The sequence below is a fragment of the Thermus brevis genome, from assembly GCF_026427635.1.
Classification (GTDB): domain Bacteria; phylum Deinococcota; class Deinococci; order Deinococcales; family Thermaceae; genus Thermus; species Thermus antranikianii.
The window spans coordinates 1,424,279-1,443,406 of sequence record NZ_CP102606.1; the positions used below are offsets into that span (position 1 = coordinate 1,424,279).

The window sequence follows — 19,128 nt, forward strand, 5'->3', positions numbered from 1 at the left end:
CGCCTATGTTAGCCCAAAGCTGAGAAGAGGGTGAAGTACATTTGTCCCTGAAGAAGAGGGAAACGAAGGAAAGCTAATATTCACACGTTTATACCCTGAGGGGGTAAAGCATCCGATAAACCGATCTTAGGTGCTGCCTACCCGGGCCAGCACCTGGCGGCTCACTTCCTTCAGGGTTTCAAAAACCCCTCTTCCCTCTGTGGCCACGGCTTCAAAGACGGGAAAGCGCCCTTCGGGGTCCACCACCGCCTGGATCATCTCCACGGGCAGGGCGTCGGGTAGGTCCCGTTTGTTCACCTGGAGCACCACGGGGATGTCCTCTACCTTGAGCCCGTATTCCGCCAGGTTCTCCCGCATGTTGCGCATGCTCTCGGCGTTGGCCCGGAGACGGTTGGGGGCGGAGTCCGCCACGAAGACGATGCCATCCACACCCCTCAGGATCAGCTTGCGGCTGGCGTTGTAAAAGACCTGCCCTGGCACGGTGTAGAGATGGAAGCGGGTCTTGAAACCCTTAACCTCGCCCAAGTCCAGGGGAAGGAAGTCAAAAAAAAGGGTACGTTCGTCCTCGGTGGCCAGGGAAACCATCTCCCCCTTGCGGCCTTCGGGGATGCGGCTGTATATCCACTTAAGATTGGTGGTTTTCCCGGAGAGCCCCGGGCCATAGTAGACGATTTTGAAGTTGATCTCGCGGTTAGCGAAGTTGATGGTGCTCATGCTAGTTGCCGAAGAGTTCGTCCAGTAGGGCTTTGGCCTCCTCGCGGTACTGGGTGTCCAGGTTCAGCTTGGGCGGGTTGGCCAGGGCTTCCTCGGCCAGGCGGGCCAGGGTCTCCGCCGCCCGCTTCCCGTGGAGCTTGATCTTGCCCAGGGGAGCGTTCTCGTCAAAGACCAGGACCAGGAGGGCCGCCTCGCCGGCTTCGTCCACATAGAGCCCCATGTGTTCACCTTGGTGCACCACCTCTTGAAAGCGTGCCTCTCCCAGCAACTTGGCCAAGGCTTGGGTGGCGGCGGCGTTTCCCGCCACCAGGGTGGCCAGGGAGTCCAGGGGCGGGGGCTTGGGGGCCCAGAGGGCCTCCTTGTGGGCCAGGACGAATCCCTTGCGGTCAATGAAGAGGGCATAGCGGGCCCCGGTTTCCTGGAGGGTTTCCTGGAGCACGTCCATGGCCCGCTGGTATAGGGTCCCGTAGAGGACCAGGGAAGGTTCCACCATAGTATGCTCAGTCTACCATGAGGTCGTTCCTGGAAGAGGCCAAGGCGCTTTTGGAGGAGCTGGTGGCCTTACCCACGGTGAGCGCCGAGGGAAGGGCCCTCGAGGAGGGTGCGGCCAAGGTGGCCGAGGTGCTTCAGGACCTGGGCCTTAAGGCAGAGCTCCATCGGGGTTATGGGCCCCCAGTGGTCTACGCCGAGGGGGGTGAGGGGGAAAGGGTCCTTTTGTTTTACAACCACTACGATGTTCAGCCCCCCGATCCCTTGGAGTTATGGGAAACCGAGCCCTTTCGCCTGGTGGAACGCGACGGCCTCTGGTATGGCCGGGGTACCCATGACGACAAGGGGGAGCTGGTGGCCAGGGTTATGGCCCTGCGCTTCTTCCGGGAAAAGCACGGCTTTCTTCCCCGGGTGAAGTTCGTGGTGGAGGGGGAGGAGGAGGTGGGAAGCCCCCATCTGGCGGACTACGTCCGGGACAAAAAGGACCGCCTGAGGTCCGAGGCCATCGTCTGGGAGGCAGGGGGGGTGGACGCGAAGGGGCGCCCCTACCTGTATGCGGGCCTTAAGGGCATCGTGGCCCTCGAGCTTCGGGTGCGCACCGCTGCCTTTGACCTGCATTCCTCCTACGGGGCGGTGGTGGAAAACCCCATTTACCGCTTGAGCCGGGCCATCGCCAGCCTGCGGGATGAGGAGGGAAGGGTCCTCATCCCGGGTTTTTACGACCGGGTCCGTCCCCTTTCGCCCAAGGAGATGGAGGTGCTGGCGGAGATTCCCGATGAATCGGAGGCGCTGAAGGAAGCCTTTGGCGTGCGGGACTTCCTGGGCGGGGCCAGAAACCTGGAGTTCAACCAGCGCCTTTATGCGGAGCCCTGCGTCAACGTAAACGGCTTCCACTCGGGCTATGGGGGCCCAGGTTCCAAGACCGTGCTGCCGGCGGAGGCCTTTGCCAAGCTGGACTTCCGCCTGGTACCCGACCAGGATCCGGAGGAGATCCCAGAGCTTTTGAGGCGGCACCTCGAGGCCCAGGGCTTCCACGACGTGGAGGTGGTGGTCCTGGAGAAGGGAGAGCACCCGGCCCGCTCGGATCTTTCCCATCCCTTCGTAGGCCTTGCCCAGAGGGCGTTAGAAGAAGCCTTTGGGGCGAAGGCGGTGCTTTACCCCAACATGGCGGGATCCGGTCCCATGCATCCTTTTCTGCACCACCTGGGAGCCCCGGCGGTGGGATTGGGGGTGGGGTATCCGGGAAGCCGGGTGCATAGCCCCAACGAGCACATCCGCATCCGGGATTTTGAGCGGGGCACCCTGGCCCTTCTCCGGCTTCTTGAGCTTTACTTTCTCGGAAGCTAGCGCCATCTGCTAGGCTCTTAGGGGTATGCGTCTTTTCTTTGGCGAGCGCGATACCCCTTACGAGGAGGCCCGGGTGGTGGTCCTGCCCGTGCCCTACGACCTTTCCCTCTCCTTCTTGCCGGGGGCGAGGCGGGGCCCTGAGGCCATCTTGCTGGCCAGCCGGGAGCTGGAGCCCTTTCTGTTGGAGCTGGGCGTGGCCCCGGAGGAGGTGGGCATCCATGCGGCGGAGCCGGTGCCCTGGGTGGCGGGAAGCGCCGAGGAAAGCCACGCTCTGATCCGGGAAGCCGCCCTCACGCATCTTCGGGCGGGCAAGTTCCTGGTGGCCCTGGGGGGGGACCATTCCATCACCCATCCCCTGGTCCAGGCTCACCGGGAGGCCTTGGGGGCGTTTTCCCTTCTCCACATCGATGCGCACGCCGACCTTTACCCCGAGTGGCAAGGCTCGGTGTATTCCCATGCCTCGCCCTTTTACCGCTTGCTGGGGGAGGGTTTCCCCTTGGTCCAGGTGGGGATCCGGGCCATGGATCAGGATTCCTTGGCCTTGGCCAGGGCGAAGGGGGTGGCCCTTTTCCCCGCTCACCGCCTGCACCGGGAGGGCCTTCCGTTAAGGGAGATCCTCGAGGCCTTGGGGGAGAGGGTGTACATCAGCCTGGACTTTGACGCCCTGGATCCCAGCGTTATGCCCAGCGTGGGCACTCCCTTGCCCGGGGGGCTTTCCTACCGCCAGGTGGTGGACCTCCTGGAGGCGGTCTTCCGAGAAAAGGAAGTGGTGGGCATGGACTTCGTGGAGCTTTCTCCCAACGGCCAGTTCCATGCGGAGATGACCGCAGCCCAGCTGGTCTATCACGCCATCGGCCTAAAGGGCCTTCAGGCAGGGTGGCTCGAGGCCAGGGGCCTGTAGGCTACATTTCCTTCCCCCGCTTGCCCGTAGCCTGGGAAGATGATGCCCTGGCTCCTGGGCGTGCTCCTCCTGTGGGTGGGCCTGGCCCAGTCCCTCACCCTGCCCGACCTCTGGGAGAGGGCTTATGGGGAAGGGGGGTTCCGGGTGGAACGGGTCTTGGAGAGGAACCCCCGTTTCACCCGGGTGCTTTTCTCCCATCTTTCCGATGGGCTTCGGGTGTACGGATTTGCCAACCTGCCTTTGGGCCAGGGTCCTTTTCCCGTGGTGGTGGTGCTCCACGGGTATGTGGAGCCGAGCCGCTACCGGACCCTGGCCTACACCGCCCCCTACGCCGACTTTCTGGCGGAGGCAGGGTACCTGGTCCTCCACCCCAACTACCGGGGCCATCCCCCCTCGGAGGGAAGGCCCGCCATGGGCCTGCGCCACGTCTACGCGGTGGATGTGTTGAATCTATTGGCCGAGGTGCGCAAGGGCGTCCTGCCCCAGGCGGATGGGAGGCGCATCGGCCTCTTCGGCCACTCCATGGGTGGGGGGATTGCCCAGGTAGTGGCCCTGGTGGATCCCCGCCTGAAGGGTGTGGTGCTTTACGGGAGCATGAGCGGGGACGAGAGGCAGAATCTGGAGCGGATCCGCTACTGGTCGGGGGGTACTCGAGGCCGGGAGCTTCTAACCCTTCCTCCCAAAACTCTGGCGGAGGCTTCCGCCTGGACCTACCTGGAGAGGGTCGCCGTGCCCTTCAGCGTCCACCATGGCATCCAGGACGCCCAGGTGCCCCCGGAGTGGTCATGGGAGCTTTGCCGAAGGCTTAAGTCCTTGGGGAAGCTGGTGGAGTGCTTCAGCTACCCGGCGGGCCACCTCTTCCGCGGTCCGGTGGACCAGGCGTTCCGCCAAAGGGTCCTGGCCTTTTTCGGGCGGGTCTTGCGGTAACCTTGGGCCATGCAGGCCTTTTTTGAGAACCTCGAGGCCCTCTTCTTCGCCCTTGCCTTCGGGAGTGTGGTCTTTGGCCTTCTAGCCCGCCTGCTGGGGGTGCGGCGCACCTGGCCCTTCTTCCTGCTGGCTGCCCTTTGGCTGGTCCTTGGCTTCCTCCTTCGGTTAGAATAGCCCTTCGTGGCCAAGCACGTGGTTTCCGTGTCCCTGGGGGCTAGCCGCCGGGACTCCGTGGTCCAGGTGGAGCTCCTCGGGGAGGAGGTGGTTTTGGAAAGGCGGGGCACGGATGGCGACTTCCAGAAAGCCTTGCGGCTCATTGCTGAGCTGGATGGAAAGGTCGACGCCATCGGCCTCGGGGGCATTGATCTCTACCTTTGGGCAGGGGGGCGGCGCTACACCATCCGGGATGCCAAAAGGCTTAAGGAGGCGGCCCGTAAAACCCCGGTGGTGGATGGCTCGGGCCTCAAGCACACCTTGGAGCGTCGGGCGGTGGCCCAGCTGGCGGGGCTGATAGACTGGAAGAGTACGAAGGTGCTTTTGCCCTCCGCCGTGGACCGCTTCGGCCTGGCCGAGGCCCTGCACGAGGCCGGGGCCAAGGTCCTTTACGGGGACTTCATCTTTGCCCTGGGCTTACCCATACCCCTGTACTCCCTCTCCTTCCTGCAGAAACTGGCCTTCGTCCTCCTCCCGGTCCTTACCCAGCTTCCTTTCCAGCTCCTTTACCCTACGGGGGAAAAGCAGGAGAAGCGGGCGGTGGACTGGCGAAGCCGCTACTACACCTGGGCGGACCTGGTGGCGGGGGACTGGCACTACATCAAGCGGCACATGCCCGACGAGATGCAGGGGAAGACGGTGCTCACCAACACCACCACGGAGGAGGACGTGGCCTTTTTACGGGAGAGGGGGGTAAGGCGCCTCATCACCACCACCCCCCGCTTGAACGGGCGAAGCTTTGGCACCAACGTCATGGAGGCCCTTTTGGTGGCCTTGGCCGGGCGGGAGCTTGGGGAAGAGGAGTACCTCCGGTATATTGACCTCTTAGGGCTTAGGCCCCAGGTCCTGGACCTACAGGAGGAAGCATGATCAGCGTGACCGACCTTAGACCCGGAACCAAGGTGAAGATGGAGGGCGGCCTTTGGGAGTGCGTGGAATACCAGCACCAGAAGATCGGCCGCGGTGGGGCCAAGGTGGTGGCCAAGTTCAAGAACCTGGAAACGGGGGCTACCATTGAGCGTACCTTCAACTCCGGGGAGAAGCTGGAAGACATCTACGTGGAAACCCGGGAGCTCCAGTACCTGTACCAGGAAGGGGACGACCTGGTCTTCATGGATCTGGAGACCTACGAGCAGTTCCACCTGCCCAAGGATCAGGTGGAGGCTGCCCGGTTTCTCAAGGAGGGCATGACCGTTCTGGGGGATATGTACGAGGGGCGCCCCCTGAAGATTACCCCGCCCACCGTGGTGGAACTCAAGGTGGTGGACACGCCCCCGGGGGTGCGGGGGGATACGGTCTCCGGCGGGAGCAAACCCGCCACCTTGGAAACGGGAGCGGTGGTGCAGGTGCCCCTTTTCGTGGAGCCCGGCGAGGTCATCAAGGTGGATACCCGCACGGGCCAGTACGTGGGCCGGGCCTAAGACAGGATAAGGGGCCTGGGATTCACCCAGGCCCCTCTTGCCTCCGGCATATTTTGACCGGGTACAAAAGCCGTTTCGTGGGCACATGGGGTAAGCTTTATGCCGCGAGGTGTACCCATGACGCCCAAGGAGCTGAAACAAATCTTGCAGGCCCTGGTGGAGCACGGGGTGAGCGAGCTTACCCTGGAAACCCCTGATTACAAGCTGACCGTGCGCCGAGGAGGCGAGGTGCAGGTGGTGGCCTTGCCGCAAGGGATAACCACCCCTCCGGCCCCGCCTCCTTCCCTGCCCACCCCCACCGCTCCCGGCGCCCCTGCCCCTGCGGATTTGGCTCCGGCTGCCGGAGCCCCGGGCCTCGAGGCCCAGGAGGCCAAGGGGGCCAAGGAGGCTAAGGAGGAGTGCGCGGGTTGCGTGGAGGTGAGGGCCCCCATCGTGGGTACCTTCTACCGGGCACCGGCCCCGGATGCCCCCCCTTACGTGGAGGAAGGGGACCGGGTGGAAAAGGGACAGGTGCTCTGCATCATTGAGGCGATGAAGCTCATGAACGAGATTGAGTCGGAGGTTTCCGGGATCGTCAAGAAGATCCTGGTGAAGAACGGGGAACCCGTGGAGTACGGGCAACCCCTCTTCCTGATCCAGCCGCTATGAAGAAGGTCTTAATCGCCAACCGGGGCGAGATCGCCTTGAGGATTATCCGGGCCGCCAAGGAGTTGGGGATCAAGACCGTGGTGGCCCACTCCACCGCCGACGAGAAGAGCCTTCCCGTGCTCCTGGCGGACGAGGCCATCTGCATCGGACCTCCTCCTTCCGGGCAGAGCTACCTGAACATCCCCAACCTGCTTTCCGCGGCCATCGTGACCGGGGCCGACGCCATCCATCCCGGTTACGGCTTCCTGGCGGAGAACGCCACCTTTGCCGAGATGTGCCGGGACCACGGCATCACCTTCATCGGTCCCACCCCAGAGAACATGCGGGCCCTTGGGGACAAGGCCACCGCCAGGAAGGTGGCGCGGGAGGCCGGGGTGCCCACGGTTCCGGGGACGGATGAGCTTACCAGCGTGGAGGAGGCCAAACGGGCAGCCCAGGAGATCGGCTATCCCGTGATCCTTAAGGCCTCCGCCGGGGGCGGGGGCAGGGGCATGCGGTTGGTGCACACCGAGGAGGAGCTGGAAAGGGCGGTCCAGCAGGCCCAGGAGGAGGCCCGGGCTGCCTTTGGCAACCCGGCCGTCTACCTGGAGAAGTACATCGAAGAGCCGAAGCACATTGAGATCCAGGTCCTGGGGGATGGGGAGAACGTCATCCACCTTTGGGAGCGGGACTGCTCCATCCAGCGCCGGCACCAGAAGCTCTTGGAGGAAGCCCCTAGCACTCTACCTTTGGAAACCCGGAAGGCCATTGCCGAGGCAGCTGCCCGGCTTGCTCGGCACGTGGGGTACGTATCCGCGGGTACCCTGGAGTTCCTGGTGGATAAGGAGGGGAACTTCTACTTCATAGAGATGAACACCCGCATCCAGGTGGAGCACCCCGTGACCGAGATGATCACCGGCATTGACCTGGTGCAGGCCCAGTTCCGGATCGCCATGGGGGAGAAGCTTTGGCTCAAGCAGGAGGAGGTGGAGGTGCGGGGGCACGCCATAGAGGTGCGCGTCAACGCCGAGGATCCGGAGAAGGGCTTCAGGCCCTCCATTGGCAAGGTGGAAACCTTGCTTTTCCCTGGGGGGCCAGGGATCCGGGTGGACAGCCACCTCTATGCGGGCTACCAGATCCCGCCCCACTACGACAGCTTGATCGCCAAGATCATCGCCTGGGCTCCCACCCGGGAGGAGGCCATCAAGCGCATGGAAAGGGCGCTTTCCGAAACGGTGATCGAGGGGCCCGGCCTCAAGACCACCATCCCCTTTCACCAGAAGGTGCTGCAAAACGCCTTCTTCCGCCGGGGGGCAGTCTACACCAACTTCGTGGCCCGGCGGATGGAGATGTAGACTGGGCGTGTGATGGTGGAGTACGAGATCAGCGACCATGCCCTCGAGGGGCTGGTGGCCCATGCCCTTTCCGACCTTCAGGGGGTGCGGCTCTTGGAAACCGCTCCCCGCTCCCTGGGGGAGGTTTTCCGCCGCATGAAGCCCATCAAGGTGGAGCGCACCCCCGAGGGGTTCACGGTGGACCTGGTGCTCTCCGTGGACTACGGGGTTTCCATTCCCGAGGCAGCCCAGGCGGTGCAAAAAGCCGTGGCGGAAGCCCTTTACCTGGCCACGGGGGAGAAGGTGCAGGCGGTGAACCTCACCGTGGCCCAGGTGGAGTACCGGAAGGAGGCCCATGCTTAGGCGAGCCAGGGAACTGGCCATGCGGGCCTTGTTCGCCCATACCCAGGGGGGGGTGGATCTGGAGGAGGCCTTCCGCCACGCCTTGGAGGAGATGGGGGGCGAGGAGGACTCCTATGGGGATTCCCTGGACCAGGAGGGCGTGGCCTTTGCCCGGCGCTTGCTGGAGGGATACAAGGCTCATGCGGAAGAGGTGGACCAGGTGCTACGGGATACGGTGGAGGGCTGGGACTTCGCCCAGATGTCCAAAACCGACCTCACGGTGTTGCGCCTGGCAGCCTACGAGATGCTCTACGAGCCCACTCCCTTCGCCCCCCTGATCGAGGTGGCGGTGAAGATCGCCAACCGCTACGGGGGAGAGCACTCGGGAGCGTTTGTCAACGGGGTGCTGGGCCGCTTGTACCGGCGGATCCAGGGGGGTGAGCTGAAGGCGGTGCCCAAGGAGGACTGAGATGACCCTTGCCCGTACCCTTTCCGGCCATGAGGTGGCGGAGACCGTGTATCGGGAGCTGAGGGAAACCCTTAGCTCCCTGCCCTTTGTGCCCTCCCTCAGGGTGATCCGCCTGGGAGAGGATCCCGCCTCGGTGTCCTACGTGCGCCTTAAGGACAAGAGGGCCAGGGAGCTTGGACTTTTGAGCCAGGTGGAGGTGTTCCCCGCGGATACCCCGGAGGAAGCCCTTCTCGGGCGCATAGAGGCCCTTAACCAGGACCCGGAGGTGGACGGCATCCTGGTCCAGCTCCCCTTGCCCGCTCACATCCGCACGGAGCGGGTTTTGGAGGCCATCTCTCCCCTTAAGGATGTGGATGGCTTCCACCCCCTCAACGTGGGGAAGCTTTGGAGCGGGGGAGAGGGGCTTTTCCCCTGCACGCCCCTGGGTGTCGTCCGCCTGCTCAAGCACTACGGGGTGGAGCTAAGGGGCAAGGAGGTGGTGGTCCTGGGCCGGTCCAACATCGTGGGGAAGCCCCTGGCAGGCCTCCTCCTGCGGGAGGATGCCACGGTGACCGTGGCCCATTCCCGTACCCGGAACCTTCCCGAGGTGACCCGGCGGGCGGAGGTGCTGGTGGTGGCGGTGGGGCGGCCCCATCTGGTGCGAAAGGAGTGGGTGCGGCCCGGGGCCATCGTGGTGGACGTGGGGGTGAACCGGGTGGAGGGCAAGCTTCTTGGCGATGTTCACCCCGAGGTGGCCGAGGTGGCCTCCGCCCTCACCCCCGTGCCCGGGGGCGTGGGGCCCATGACCGTGGCCATGTTGATGGCCAATACCGTGAAGGCGGCGTTGCTTAGGCGGCATGGAGCTCCTCGCTAACCAGGTCTTTTGGACAGCCATCCTGGCCAACTTCCTGGCCCAGACCCTGAAGCTTTTCCTCTATTACCTGCTGGAGGGCCGGTTCCAATGGGAGCGCTTCCTGGAAACCGGGGGGATGCCCAGCTCCCACTCCGCCACCGTCAGCGCCTTGGCCATGGGTGTGGGCTTCCAGGAGGGTTTTGGCAGCACCCTGTTCGCCGTGGCCGCGATCTTCGCCCTCATCGTCATGTACGACGCCACGGGAATCCGCCGGGCGGCTGGCCTGCACGCCCAGCTCCTAAACCAGCTGGTTCAGGAACTGCAACAGGTGCTGGAGAAAGGCCCTGCCCCAGAGCCCCTTAAGGAACTTTTGGGCCACACCTACCTCGAGGTCCTGGTGGGAGCGTTGCTGGGCGCTTTGGTGGCCTTCCTCAGCTTTCACCTTTTCCCGGCGGCGTAAAAGGCCAGGGTCTGCCCCAAGAGGAAGACGAGGAGCCCAAGCACGGGGGAGAGAAAGAAGGTGAAGAAGCCTGCGAACATGGCCAGCACCAGGGGCAGGAGGGGCTTCTTGAAGCGGTGGAAGACCCAGAGGTTCAAAAGGCCGAAGAAGAGGAGGACGCCCAAGGCAACCGTTTCCACGGGGCTTTATTGTACGCCCTTGCCAGCTTGGCGGGATGGGGTAAACTTTTACCGAGTATAAGGAGGTTGCACCCATGCTGACGCTACCGGAGAAAATCCTCTTTATCCTGCTCCTTTTGGCAAGCCTTTACTACGCCTACACGGGCTTTCGCCGCGTGTATCTGGCCATCCGAAGGGGACGGCCGGAGGAGCGCTTTGACCGCCTGCCCGAGCGCATTGGCCGGGCCCTTTGGCTTACCCTTACGCAGCAGACCGTTTTCAAGAGGCGGCCTCTGGTTTCCCTCCTCCATGCCTTCGTCTTCTACGGCTTTGTCTATTACCTCCTGGTCAACCTGGTGGACCTTCTGGAGGGGTACTTTCCCCTGCACACCCAAGGGGGACTTTGGAACGTCTATAACCTCGTGGCCGATCTCCTCACCGCCGCCATCCTGGTAGGCATCCTGGGGCTCATGCTTCGCCGCTACCTTCTCGCACCCCACGATTTCACCTGGAATCCCAAGGTTCCTCTCCATGAACGGGTACGCCAGGGAATCCCCCGGGATTCGGCCATCGTGGGGGCCTTTATCACCTTCCACGTGGGAAGCCGCCTGCTTTCCAAGGCAGCGGGCCTGGCCCAAGGAGAGCCCGACCCCTTCCAGCCGGTGGCCAGCTTTCTGGCCACCCTGCTTGCGGGCCTTTCACCCTCCAGCCTGGTGGTGTTGGAACATTTTTTCTGGTGGGGTGCCTTGGGCTCCATCCTCCTATTTCTTCCCTACTTCCCCCGCTCCAAGCACATCCACCTGATGATGGGCCCCATCAACCTGGCCTTTCGCCAGGAGAAGCCCGGGGCCCTCTTGCCCCTGGACTTCGAGAAGGAGGAGGAGAGGTTCGGGGCGGAGAAGCTGGAAGACCTCTCCTGGAAGCGACTTCTGGACGCCTATGCCTGCATCATGTGCAACCGCTGTCAGGAGGCCTGTCCTGCTTACGCCACGGGAAAGGCCCTCTCTCCGGCAGCCATCGTCATCTCCGAGCGGTACGAACTGAATGGGATCCTCCCGACCTTTGCCAGCGGGCAGGAAAGCCCGAGGCCCCTCATGGGCTTCGCCCTGAACGAGGAGGCCCTTTGGGCCTGCACCACCTGCATGGCCTGTGTGGAGGTCTGCCCGGTGGGCAACGAGCCCATGCTTCACATCCTGGATGTGCGCCGGGCCAAGGTGCTCATGGAGGGGGAGTTCCCCCAGGAGCTCAACAACGCCTTCCGCGGCATGGAGCGCTCGGGCAACCCCTGGGGCATCGGCCAGGATAAGCGCCTGGACTGGGCTGAGGGGCTTAGCGTGCCCACCGTGGAGGAAAAACCTCACCCCGAGGTCCTCTACTGGGTGGGGTGTGCAGCCAGCTACGACCCCAGGGCCCAGAAGATCGCAAGGAGCATGGTGGAGATCCTGAACGCCAGCGGGGTAGACTGGGCGGTCCTGGGCCGGAGGGAGAAGTGCACAGGGGATTCCGCCAGGCGGGCAGGCAACGAGTACCTGTTCTTCCAGCTGGCCACGGAGAACGTGGAAACCCTAAACCAGGTGGCTCCCAAGACCATCGTCACCACCTGCCCCCACTGCTTCCACACCCTGGGCAACGAGTACAAGGCCTTTGGCGGGGAGTACCGGGTGGTCCACCACTCGGAGTTCATCGCCGAGCTATTGCGCTCGGGCCGGCTTAAGGTTTCCGAGGAAACCCGGCGGGTGGTCTTCCATGACCCCTGCTATCTGGGCCGGCACAACGGGGTGTACGAAGCACCCCGGGAGGTGCTCAAAGGGGTGGGCCTTGTCCTCAGCGAACCCCCCAGGAACCGGGAGCGGAGCTTCTGTTGCGGGGCCGGTGGAGCCCAGTTCTGGAAGGAGGAGGAACCCGGGGCCATGCGGGTTTCGGAAAACCGCTACCGGGAGCTTAAGGGCACGGGGGCGGAGGTCATCGCCACCGGCTGCCCCTTCTGCATGGCCATGATGAACGTGGAGGTGGCCCAGGACGAAACGCCCCCGGAGGTTTTGGACATCGCCGAGCTGGTGGCCCGCGGCCTTAAGGCCTAGGATTTTGATAGACGGCGAAGACCCGGTAGCCCTCCATCCACCCCTCCCCGAAGGCCCGCAGCACGAGGCCTGGGGGAGGGGTGAGGAGTTCGTAGGGCTCCCAGTAGAAAGGGCTTTCCGGCCTGTTGCGCCGCACGGCTTCCCGGCGGCTGAAGCCTTCCACCAGGAGAAGCCCCCCTGGGGCCAAGAGGGGAGGAAGGGCCTTAAGGAGAGGGCGGTTTACGTAATAGCTCATGAGAATGGCGGCGAAGGGGCCTTTGGGAAGGTGCGCAAGGGCGTTGGGGGCCTCGAGGTCCAGCTCCACCAGGGTCAAGCCGCGGATGCCTTTAAGCTTTCTTAGGGCCTCGCGGCTTTTTTCCACCAGGACCACGGGATGCCCCCTGTCCAAGAAGTAAAGGGCGTTCCTGCCCAAGCCCCCCGCCAGGTCCAGGACCGGGCCCTTGGGGACGAAGGGGCCGTAGGCCCGCACCACCTGGGCGGGGGCCCGCTCCAGGGCGGCTTGGCGGTAAAACGCATCCCAGTCCCTAGGCATGCTTGCGCAAAGCCAGAAGGCTTCCCCCCAAGAGGATGAGGAAGGTTACGCCCCAGAAGGCAGGTTTCGGCAGGTGCCAGGCCAGCTCCGGGCGATGCAGGAGTTCCGCCAGGGTGGCGCTTCCTTCCAAGAGGAGCTTGACCCCGGCCCAGCCCACCAGAGCGTAGGCCACCTTCTCCAGGCTGGGATAGCGTTCCATCACCGCCACCACATAGCCCGCGGCCAGGCGGATAAAGAGGATGCCCAGGGCCACGCCCAGGAAGACCAGGAGGAGGTCCTTGGAAAAGGCCACCACCGCCAGGATGGAGTCCACAGCGAAGGCCAAGTCCACCAGGTTGATGAGGAGGACCACCCGCCAGAACTCCCGGGCGGTGGCCTCGGGCAAGGGCTTGGCCTCCGGATGGTCGCGGAAGTGTTGGAGCATGAGGAAGAGGAGGTAAAGCCCTCCCAGCACCTGGACCCACCATAGCCGGATCACGTACACGGCGAAAAGAAGGGCCAGGCCCCTTAGCAGGTAGGCCCCCAGGACCCCGTAGAAGAGGGCCTTGCGGCGGAGGTGGGTGGGCAGGGGTCTGACCATCACCGCCAGGACCAAGGCGTTGTCCCCGGATAGGAGGGCCTCGAGGGCCGCCACGGAAAAGAGCACCAGAAAGGTTTCCGGATTCATGCCTCCCCCAGCAGGTAGCGAAGCCCTGGGGCCAGGGCCTGCTTCCACGTTACCCAGTTGTGCCCCGAGGCCCTTTCCCGGTAGGCGTGGGGAACCTTGCGGTCAGCGAGGAGGGCGGCGAAGCGGCGGGCTGGGGCCAAGAGCCATTCTAAAAGACCCACCTCAAGATAGATGCGGGGCAGAACCTGGGCTTCGGCGTATCGTTCCAAAAGCCACTCCCGGTCCCGGTAGGCGTCGGTGCCCCCTGGGTGGGCCTTTAGGGCCGGGGAGAGGGCGAGGACCTTTGGGAAGCGGTTCGGGTGGCGCAGGGCCTGCCACAAGGAGAAAAGGCCTCCTAAGGAAGCCCCCACCAGGAGGATCTCCCCCAAGGGGCCCTTGCTGCGTTCCACTTCCCCTAGCACCCGGTGGAACTCCTCCTCGTAGGCTTCCGAGAACCGGTACTCCTGGTTCCGGTCTATGGGTTCCACAAAAACCAGGCGCACCGGGGGGATTTCGCCTGCCTCCATCAGGGCGTGAGCCACCTTGTGGAGGCCTGCGGTGCGGTAGAAGGCCACCCCATCCTGGGCCACCAGGGTGGCCTTGGGACTTGTCCCGGCTTCGGCCACGTAGAAGCGCCTTTCCCCCAGGCGGTGCCGCTCCACTTTGGGTTCTTCCCTGGGCTCGGGAGGTGCTTCAAAGCGGTGCCCGGGAAGCCGGACAGCCCGGGGATAGGTCCACCAGGGATTGTCCGCTCGCTCAGGGTTTTCGGGGTCGGGGAAGGGCCTACCCCGCTCGTCCAGGAAGGCGTATTCCACATAAGCCCCTTCCGGAAACTCCAGGGTGACGGGGCCTTGGAGGGGGATGGGGTTCCTTTCCCAGTCGGTGAAATCCCCTATCAGGGCCCTGGCCTGGGCCGGGGGAAAGAAGGTGACGGTGCGCTTAGAAACCCGTACCACGGGAATACTCTACCCGGGCCTGGGCCGGACCTAAAGCTTCTCCAGCTCCGGGTAGAGGAGAAGGAGCTCTTCCTCCGTCAGGGCCTCGCCTTCCCTTTCGGGGGTCCAGGAAAGGTATGCCGCCAGGAGGGTGAAGGAACTGGATCCCGCCAGATCCATGAGGGCTTGCCTGGCCCGGGACCGGGTCAAAGGCGATTGGGGAGGAAGGAGCCTGCGGTCGGCGAGGAGGAGGCTTACCACCAGATAGCGCCCGCCGGGCTCCACCTGGGCCTGGTATGCCTCCAGCGCTTGCTTCTTGCCCTCAAAGTGGCGGAAGGTTTCCTGGTACTTGCTCCGCTCCTCCAGCATCCAGGCGTCGAACCGGGCCAGGACCTCCTCCTCGGAACCCGCCGCCACCTGGTAATCCCCAAAGCGCCAGGCGGGCTCCTCCCTGAGGAGCAAGAGGGCCGCCTCGTCCAGCAAGTCGGCGAGGCCCTTGGCCGAGGTGGTGTCCGCTTCCTCGGCCAGTTGCCTTAGCGCCTTTTGCACCTGGGGGCGGGCCAGGAGGGCCAGGCGCAACCTGGCCACGCTGGCGGTGGGCCCTTCCCCCGCTTGGCGGAGCCCCCGCACCATGTAGGCGGTCACCAAGACCAAGCCCAAGACCACCAGGACGGGTACAATGCCTAGGCTTCCCCCTCCCCCGGGGTAGACCACCACCGGGCCAGGATACGAGGGATAGGAGGGGGCCGGGCTTGGGAAGACCGGGGCTGGTCCTGGGCTCATGGGAGGTGGGGTGGGGCTGTAGGGACGCCCACCTGCGCCGCCCCCGCTCTTCTGGGCCAGGACCAAGGAGAGCACCAGAAGAAGGAGCCAAACGAGGCGGCGCATGGCCTTCAGCATACCCCAGGGCCGGGAGGCTTTGTGCTAAAACCAACGATGCAGTAAACTTGATATAGGTAGGCTTAGGCTATGGACGAGAAGGGAGAAAGGAGGGAAACCATGCTGCCAGAGACCTTGCCCGTCTGCCCGGTGAGGGGGTCGGTCATCTACCCCACCATGGTCATGCCCATCGATGCGGGGAGGCCTGTTTCCATCCGGGCCATCGACGAGGCCTTGACCCGGGAGCGGGTGCTACTTATCGTGAGCCAAAAGGACAAGGAGGTGGAAAACCCCAAGCCCTCGGACCTCTACGAGGTGGGGACCGCCTGCAACATCCTCAAGATGCGCAAGAACCCGGACGGCTCCGTCCAGGTGCTGGTGCAGGCCTTTGCCCGGGTGCGGGTCAGGGAGTGGCTGGACCTGGGGGACCACCTCGAGGCCAGGGGGGAGGTTCTCTCCGATGAACCCGCTGACCCCACCTTGGTCAAGGCCCTGGTGCGGGAGGTAAAGGACAAGTTCCAGGCCCTCCTTAAGGAAGGCAAGTACCTGGCTCCCGAGGTGGCCCAGTTCGTCTTGAACCTGGAAGACCCGAGCCAGCTCGCCGATTACATTGCCTTCCACATGGACTTCCGCCTCGAGGACAAGCAGAGGGTTTTGGAAACCCCCAATGTGGCAGAGAGGCTAAAGCGGGTTTTGGTTCTCCTCGAGGCGGAGTTGGAGCTCATCGAAACGCAAAGGCGCATCCAGCAACAGGTCAAGGAGGAGATCGACCGCAACCAGCGGGAGTACTTCCTGCGGGAGCAGATGAAGGCCATCCAGCGGGAGCTCCACGGGGAGGAGGGCGCCGAGGAGGTGGAGGAGTTCCGCAGAAAGGTGGAGGAACTCAACCTGCCCCCCGTGGTGCGGCAGGAGGTGGAGCGGGAGCTCAACCGCTTCGCCCGCATGCACCCCGATTCCGCCGAGGCCAGCGTCATTCGCACCTATCTGGACTGGATCGTGAACCTGCCCTGGAACACCCGCACCGAGGACAACCTGGATCTAAACCGGGCCAAGGAGATCCTGGAAAGGGATCACTACGGTTTGGAGAAGGTAAAGGATCGGGTTCTTGAGTACCTGGCGGTGCGGAAGCTCAAGGCGGAGCGGGCCAAGCGGGGGGAAATCCCACCGGACGAGGTGAACAAGGGGCCTATCCTCCTCTTCGTGGGGCCCCCTGGAGTGGGGAAGACCTCCATCGCCAAGAGCATCGCCGAGGCCTTGGGCCGCAAGTACGTGCGGATCTCTTTAGGCGGCGTGCGGGATGAATCCGACATCCGGGGACACCGGCGCACCTACATCGGGGCCATGCCCGGACGTATCATCCAGGGCCTGCGCCAGGCGGGCACCAAGAACCCCGTCTTCCTCCTGGATGAGGTGGATAAGCTGGGCATCTCCTACCAGGGGGACCCCGCGGCGGCCCTCTTGGAGGTGCTGGACCCCGCCCAGAACAAGGAGTTCGTGGACCACTACCTGGGGGTGCCCTTTGACCTCTCCGAGGTGATGTTCATCTGCACCGCCAACTTTCCTCAGAACATCCCCGCTCCCCTCTGGGACCGGATGGAGGCCATCGAGTTCACCAGCTACATCGAGCAGGAAAAGCTGGAGATCGCCAAGCGCTACCTCCTGCCCCGGCAGATGCGGGAAACCGGCCTCCTCGAGGGCCAGGTGGTGATCACGGAGGCAGCCCTCATGCGCCTCATCACCCATTACACCCGGGAGGCTGGGGTGCGCCAGCTGGAACGGGAGATTGGCTCCCTTTTGCGCAAGGCGGCCCGGCAGATCCTGGAAGAGGGCAAGAAACGGGTGCGCATCACGGAGAAGGACCTGGAAAAGTACCTGGGCCCGCCCCGCTACTTGCCGGAAACCGAGGCTCGCGAGCCCCAGGTGGGCGTGGCCACAGGCATGTACTACACCCCGGTGGGCGGGGACATCATGTTCGTGGAGGTGTCCGTGATGCCCGGAAAGGGGAACCTGATCCTCACCGGGCAGCTTGGGGATGTGATGAAGGAATCCGCCCGGGCGGCGCTTTCCTACGCCAAGCGGAACGCCGAGCGCTTCGGCATCCCCTTGAAGCGCTTTGAGGAGTCCGACATCCACATCCACGTGCCGGCGGGGGCCATTCCCAAGGAAGGGCCTTCGGCCGGGGTGGCCATCGTGAGCGCCTTGGTCAGCGCCCTCACGGAGGTGCCCGTCCGCCACGACATCGCCATGACCGGGGAGATCACCCTCACGGGCAGGGTGCTTCCCATCGGCGGGGTCAAGGAGAAGGTGCTGGGGGCCAGGCGGGCGGGGATTAGGGAGGTGATCCTTCCCAAGCAAAACGAAGCCGACCTCAGCGACATCCCCAAGCCCCTGCGTCAGAACATGACCTTCCACTTCGTGGAGCACCTGGACCAGGTCCTGGACTTGGCCTTGGTGGGCGGGCTCAAGGCCTTGGAGCATAGGGCCCGGGAGGCCAAGGCTAAAGGGGCCAGGGCGCGGGCCAAAAAGGAAGTGGTAGCCCATGCCTAGGGGTGGCCTCTAGCGGGTAAACGGGGTGCCCTTTCTCCCCGCCGGGCAAGCCACCCGGCGGGGCTTTGTTTCTATGATTCAAGGGCCTTTTGGTACACCTCCAGGTAGGCCTGGGTGATCCTTTCGGGGTGAAAGCGGGCGATAGCGTACTCCCGGGCGGCCTTGCGCATGCTGGGGAGCTTGGGATGGGCGAGGAGGTCCAGCACCGCCTGGGCGAAGCCTTCCAGGTCCCCAAGCTCCACCAGCCGGCCCACCTCGGGCCATACCAGCTCGGGAACCCCACCCACGGCGGTGGCCACCACGGGAACCCCGCTGGCCAGGGCCTCCAGGGCCGCCTGCCCGAAGGATTCCTCCTCCGAGGCCAGCAGGAAGAGATCGGCGGCTCCCAGGATCTCCTCGGGATGGGGAGTGGGGGGATGGAAGGTGACCCAGCGCTCCACTCCGAGTTCCTCCGCAACCCGCTTCGCCTCCCCTTCCTCCGGTCCCTTCCCCAGAAGAAGGAGCCTGGCCTGCACCTTCCTCCGCACCTTGGCGAAGGCCCGCACGATATCCGGCACCCTTTTGATGGGGCGGAAGTTGGAGGCGTGCACCAAAAGCCACTCCCCTTCCTCCGCGTAGAGCTTCTTGCGCTCCGGCCTGGGGTAGAAGCGGTCTGGGTCCACGGCATTATGGATGACCACGGGGCTAGCCCCAAAGGCCTTTTGTGCCTCCTGGGCTAGGGCCCGGCTCACCGCGGTGGTGGCCTTGGCTCTTTGGAGGGCCTTCCGGGTGGGTCCGTGGAAGGCCGGGTCCATGCCCAGCACCGAGACATCGGTGCCGTGGAGGGTATGCACCAGGGGGAGTTCCTCGCCAAGCCCCAGGTAGGCGGCGGCGGCGTGGGGGATGGCGTAGTGGGTGTGAACCAGCTCCAGGCCGAGCCGCCTGGCCTCCCGCTCCAGCACCCCGGCCAGGGAGAGGGTGTAAAGGGGGCCGGGGAAGACGGGGTAAAAGGGCAGGTCCACGGGGATGTAGGCCACAGGGCTATCCTTGGGCAGTCGGAAGGGCCTTTCCGTGGCGAAAAGGTAAACCCGGTGGCCCATCTGGGCCAGGCGGTGGGCCAGCTCCGTGGCCACGATGCCGCTACCCCCGAGGCCGGGGTAGGCCACTAGGCCCAGCCTCAGCACCCTCACGCCCAAACCCGCAAAAGGGGAGAGGAGAGAACCCACCCCCCCGGACCCTTGCCCATGGGAGACGCACCTTTAGGATGTTCCCCGATTGGTTGCCCAAAGAAAGTC

At 64.3% G+C, this 19,128-nt stretch carries 22 protein-coding genes; 14 read left to right on the top strand and 8 right to left on the bottom strand.

Going from position 1 to position 19,128, the window contains the following annotated elements; translation table 11 throughout:
- Window positions 1-126: 126 nt before the first annotated feature.
- Both mglA and mglB read right to left on the bottom strand, forming a co-directional pair.
- Window positions 127-714 carry a GTPase MglA gene (mglA, locus tag KQ693_RS07835; RefSeq protein ID WP_028493287.1) on the bottom strand — a complete coding sequence of 196 codons (588 nt, stop codon included), beginning with the start codon at window positions 712-714 and terminating at the stop codon, window positions 127-129.
- 1 nt (window position 715) lies between these two features.
- The gene (gene mglB / locus KQ693_RS07840) at window positions 716-1,207 is read right to left on the bottom strand and encodes a GTPase-activating protein MglB (protein ID WP_038030157.1); all 492 of its coding nucleotides are present in this window, start codon (window positions 1,205-1,207) and stop codon (window positions 716-718) included.
- Between the two features lie 17 nt (window positions 1,208-1,224).
- On the opposite strand from mglB, the gene KQ693_RS07845 reads away from it, so the two are divergent.
- From KQ693_RS07845 to KQ693_RS07900, 12 genes are all read left to right on the top strand, one after another.
- Entirely contained in the window at window positions 1,225-2,550 is a 1,326-nt protein-coding gene (locus KQ693_RS07845) for a M20/M25/M40 family metallo-hydrolase (RefSeq protein ID WP_267260846.1), read from the top strand.
- Window positions 2,551-2,575: 25 nt separating this feature from the next.
- Window positions 2,576-3,451 (top strand): agmatinase, encoded by an 876-nt coding sequence (gene speB / locus KQ693_RS07850; protein WP_267260847.1) that lies wholly within the window; start codon window positions 2,576-2,578, stop codon window positions 3,449-3,451.
- A gap of 39 nt (window positions 3,452-3,490) precedes the next feature.
- Window positions 3,491-4,378, top strand: coding sequence for an alpha/beta hydrolase family protein (locus KQ693_RS07855; RefSeq protein ID WP_416376354.1), 888 nt, complete (start codon window positions 3,491-3,493; stop codon window positions 4,376-4,378).
- A 9-nt stretch (window positions 4,379-4,387) separates the two neighbouring features.
- Window positions 4,388-4,552, top strand: a complete 165-nt coding sequence (locus KQ693_RS07860) for a hypothetical protein (RefSeq protein ID WP_015716877.1) — start codon at window positions 4,388-4,390, stop codon at window positions 4,550-4,552.
- Window positions 4,553-4,558: 6 nt separating this feature from the next.
- The gene (locus tag KQ693_RS07865; RefSeq protein WP_267260848.1) at window positions 4,559-5,461 is read left to right on the top strand and encodes a PHP domain-containing protein; all 903 of its coding nucleotides are present in this window, start codon (window positions 4,559-4,561) and stop codon (window positions 5,459-5,461) included.
- A complete protein-coding gene (gene efp, locus KQ693_RS07870; RefSeq protein ID WP_015716879.1) occupies window positions 5,458-6,012 on the top strand; it encodes an elongation factor P in 555 nt (184 codons plus the stop codon). Before KQ693_RS07865 ends, efp begins: the two co-directional genes overlap by 4 nt.
- A gap of 117 nt (window positions 6,013-6,129) precedes the next feature.
- Window positions 6,130-6,660 (top strand): acetyl-CoA carboxylase biotin carboxyl carrier protein, encoded by a 531-nt coding sequence (accB, locus tag KQ693_RS07875; protein WP_267260849.1) that lies wholly within the window; start codon window positions 6,130-6,132, stop codon window positions 6,658-6,660.
- Window positions 6,657-7,994, top strand: a complete 1,338-nt coding sequence (gene accC, locus KQ693_RS07880) for an acetyl-CoA carboxylase biotin carboxylase subunit (protein WP_219758782.1) — start codon at window positions 6,657-6,659, stop codon at window positions 7,992-7,994. Before accB ends, accC begins: the two co-directional genes overlap by 4 nt.
- Before the next feature lie 12 nt (window positions 7,995-8,006).
- Window positions 8,007-8,336 (top strand): Asp23/Gls24 family envelope stress response protein, encoded by a 330-nt coding sequence (locus KQ693_RS07885; protein ID WP_015716882.1) that lies wholly within the window; start codon window positions 8,007-8,009, stop codon window positions 8,334-8,336.
- Window positions 8,329-8,784, top strand: coding sequence for a transcription antitermination factor NusB (gene nusB / locus KQ693_RS07890; RefSeq protein ID WP_015716883.1), 456 nt, complete (start codon window positions 8,329-8,331; stop codon window positions 8,782-8,784). The genes KQ693_RS07885 and nusB overlap by 8 nt, the downstream gene beginning before the upstream one ends.
- A 1-nt stretch (window position 8,785) precedes the next feature.
- Window positions 8,786-9,637 (top strand): bifunctional 5,10-methylenetetrahydrofolate dehydrogenase/5,10-methenyltetrahydrofolate cyclohydrolase, encoded by an 852-nt coding sequence (locus KQ693_RS07895; RefSeq protein ID WP_038030181.1) that lies wholly within the window; start codon window positions 8,786-8,788, stop codon window positions 9,635-9,637.
- A complete protein-coding gene (locus tag KQ693_RS07900) occupies window positions 9,621-10,076 on the top strand; it encodes a divergent PAP2 family protein (protein WP_105317911.1) in 456 nt (151 codons plus the stop codon). Before KQ693_RS07895 ends, KQ693_RS07900 begins: the two co-directional genes overlap by 17 nt.
- Here the strand turns inward: KQ693_RS07900 and KQ693_RS07905 are convergent.
- Window positions 10,055-10,255 (bottom strand): hypothetical protein, encoded by a 201-nt coding sequence (locus KQ693_RS07905; protein WP_267260850.1) that lies wholly within the window; start codon window positions 10,253-10,255, stop codon window positions 10,055-10,057. The two genes, KQ693_RS07900 and KQ693_RS07905, sit on opposite strands and share 22 nt — an antisense overlap.
- Before the next feature lie 74 nt (window positions 10,256-10,329).
- Here KQ693_RS07905 and KQ693_RS07910 point away from each other — a divergent pair, with 74 nt between their 5' ends.
- A complete protein-coding gene (locus KQ693_RS07910; protein ID WP_267260851.1) occupies window positions 10,330-12,315 on the top strand; it encodes a (Fe-S)-binding protein in 1,986 nt (661 codons plus the stop codon).
- Here the strand turns inward: KQ693_RS07910 and KQ693_RS07915 are convergent.
- Genes KQ693_RS07915 through KQ693_RS07930 form a run of 4 tightly spaced genes read right to left on the bottom strand, consistent with a single transcriptional unit; the run spans window position 12,305 to window position 15,316 of the window.
- Window positions 12,305-12,847, bottom strand: coding sequence for a class I SAM-dependent methyltransferase (locus KQ693_RS07915; protein ID WP_267260852.1), 543 nt, complete (start codon window positions 12,845-12,847; stop codon window positions 12,305-12,307). The genes KQ693_RS07910 and KQ693_RS07915 overlap by 11 nt on opposite strands.
- Window positions 12,840-13,514 carry a TerC family protein gene (locus tag KQ693_RS07920; protein WP_219758786.1) on the bottom strand — a complete coding sequence of 225 codons (675 nt, stop codon included), beginning with the start codon at window positions 13,512-13,514 and terminating at the stop codon, window positions 12,840-12,842. Before KQ693_RS07920 ends, KQ693_RS07915 begins: the two co-directional genes overlap by 8 nt.
- A complete protein-coding gene (locus KQ693_RS07925) occupies window positions 13,511-14,449 on the bottom strand; it encodes an alpha/beta hydrolase (RefSeq protein WP_219758787.1) in 939 nt (312 codons plus the stop codon). The genes KQ693_RS07920 and KQ693_RS07925 overlap by 4 nt, the downstream gene beginning before the upstream one ends.
- Before the next feature lie 30 nt (window positions 14,450-14,479).
- Window positions 14,480-15,316: a DUF1517 domain-containing protein gene (locus KQ693_RS07930; protein WP_416376355.1), complete on the bottom strand. Its 837-nt coding sequence runs from the start codon at window positions 15,314-15,316 to the stop codon at window positions 14,480-14,482.
- A gap of 111 nt (window positions 15,317-15,427) precedes the next feature.
- On the opposite strand from KQ693_RS07930, the gene lon reads away from it, so the two are divergent.
- Entirely contained in the window at window positions 15,428-17,854 is a 2,427-nt protein-coding gene (gene lon / locus KQ693_RS07935; protein ID WP_219758824.1) for an endopeptidase La, read from the top strand.
- A 71-nt stretch (window positions 17,855-17,925) separates the two neighbouring features.
- Here the strand turns inward: lon and bshA are convergent, their stop codons facing one another.
- Window positions 17,926-19,023, bottom strand: a complete 1,098-nt coding sequence (bshA, locus tag KQ693_RS07940) for an N-acetyl-alpha-D-glucosaminyl L-malate synthase BshA (protein ID WP_267260854.1) — start codon at window positions 19,021-19,023, stop codon at window positions 17,926-17,928.
- Between the last annotated feature and the right edge of the window lie 105 nt (window positions 19,024-19,128).

Coding starts and splice junctions, on each gene's coding strand:
- KQ693_RS07915 (WP_267260852.1), bottom strand. CDS start 12,847: ATGCCTAGGGACTGGGATGCGTTTTACCGCCAAGCCGCCCTGGAGCGG.
- nusB (WP_015716883.1), top strand. CDS start 8,329: ATGCTTAGGCGAGCCAGGGAACTGGCCATGCGGGCCTTGTTCGCCCAT.
- mglB (WP_038030157.1), bottom strand. CDS start 1,207: ATGGTGGAACCTTCCCTGGTCCTCTACGGGACCCTATACCAGCGGGCC.
- accB (WP_267260849.1), top strand. CDS start 6,130: ATGACGCCCAAGGAGCTGAAACAAATCTTGCAGGCCCTGGTGGAGCAC.
- KQ693_RS07845 (WP_267260846.1), top strand. CDS start 1,225: ATGAGGTCGTTCCTGGAAGAGGCCAAGGCGCTTTTGGAGGAGCTGGTG.
- KQ693_RS07910 (WP_267260851.1), top strand. CDS start 10,330: ATGCTGACGCTACCGGAGAAAATCCTCTTTATCCTGCTCCTTTTGGCA.
- KQ693_RS07930 (WP_416376355.1), bottom strand. CDS start 15,316: ATGCGCCGCCTCGTTTGGCTCCTTCTTCTGGTGCTCTCCTTGGTCCTG.
- mglA (WP_028493287.1), bottom strand. CDS start 714: ATGAGCACCATCAACTTCGCTAACCGCGAGATCAACTTCAAAATCGTC.
- lon (WP_219758824.1), top strand. CDS start 15,428: ATGCTGCCAGAGACCTTGCCCGTCTGCCCGGTGAGGGGGTCGGTCATC.
- KQ693_RS07900 (WP_105317911.1), top strand. CDS start 9,621: ATGGAGCTCCTCGCTAACCAGGTCTTTTGGACAGCCATCCTGGCCAAC.
- KQ693_RS07860 (WP_015716877.1), top strand. CDS start 4,388: ATGCAGGCCTTTTTTGAGAACCTCGAGGCCCTCTTCTTCGCCCTTGCC.
- accC (WP_219758782.1), top strand. CDS start 6,657: ATGAAGAAGGTCTTAATCGCCAACCGGGGCGAGATCGCCTTGAGGATT.
- efp (WP_015716879.1), top strand. CDS start 5,458: ATGATCAGCGTGACCGACCTTAGACCCGGAACCAAGGTGAAGATGGAG.
- KQ693_RS07920 (WP_219758786.1), bottom strand. CDS start 13,514: ATGAATCCGGAAACCTTTCTGGTGCTCTTTTCCGTGGCGGCCCTCGAG.
- KQ693_RS07855 (WP_416376354.1), top strand. CDS start 3,491: ATGATGCCCTGGCTCCTGGGCGTGCTCCTCCTGTGGGTGGGCCTGGCC.
- speB (WP_267260847.1), top strand. CDS start 2,576: ATGCGTCTTTTCTTTGGCGAGCGCGATACCCCTTACGAGGAGGCCCGG.
- KQ693_RS07895 (WP_038030181.1), top strand. CDS start 8,786: ATGACCCTTGCCCGTACCCTTTCCGGCCATGAGGTGGCGGAGACCGTG.
- KQ693_RS07885 (WP_015716882.1), top strand. CDS start 8,007: ATGGTGGAGTACGAGATCAGCGACCATGCCCTCGAGGGGCTGGTGGCC.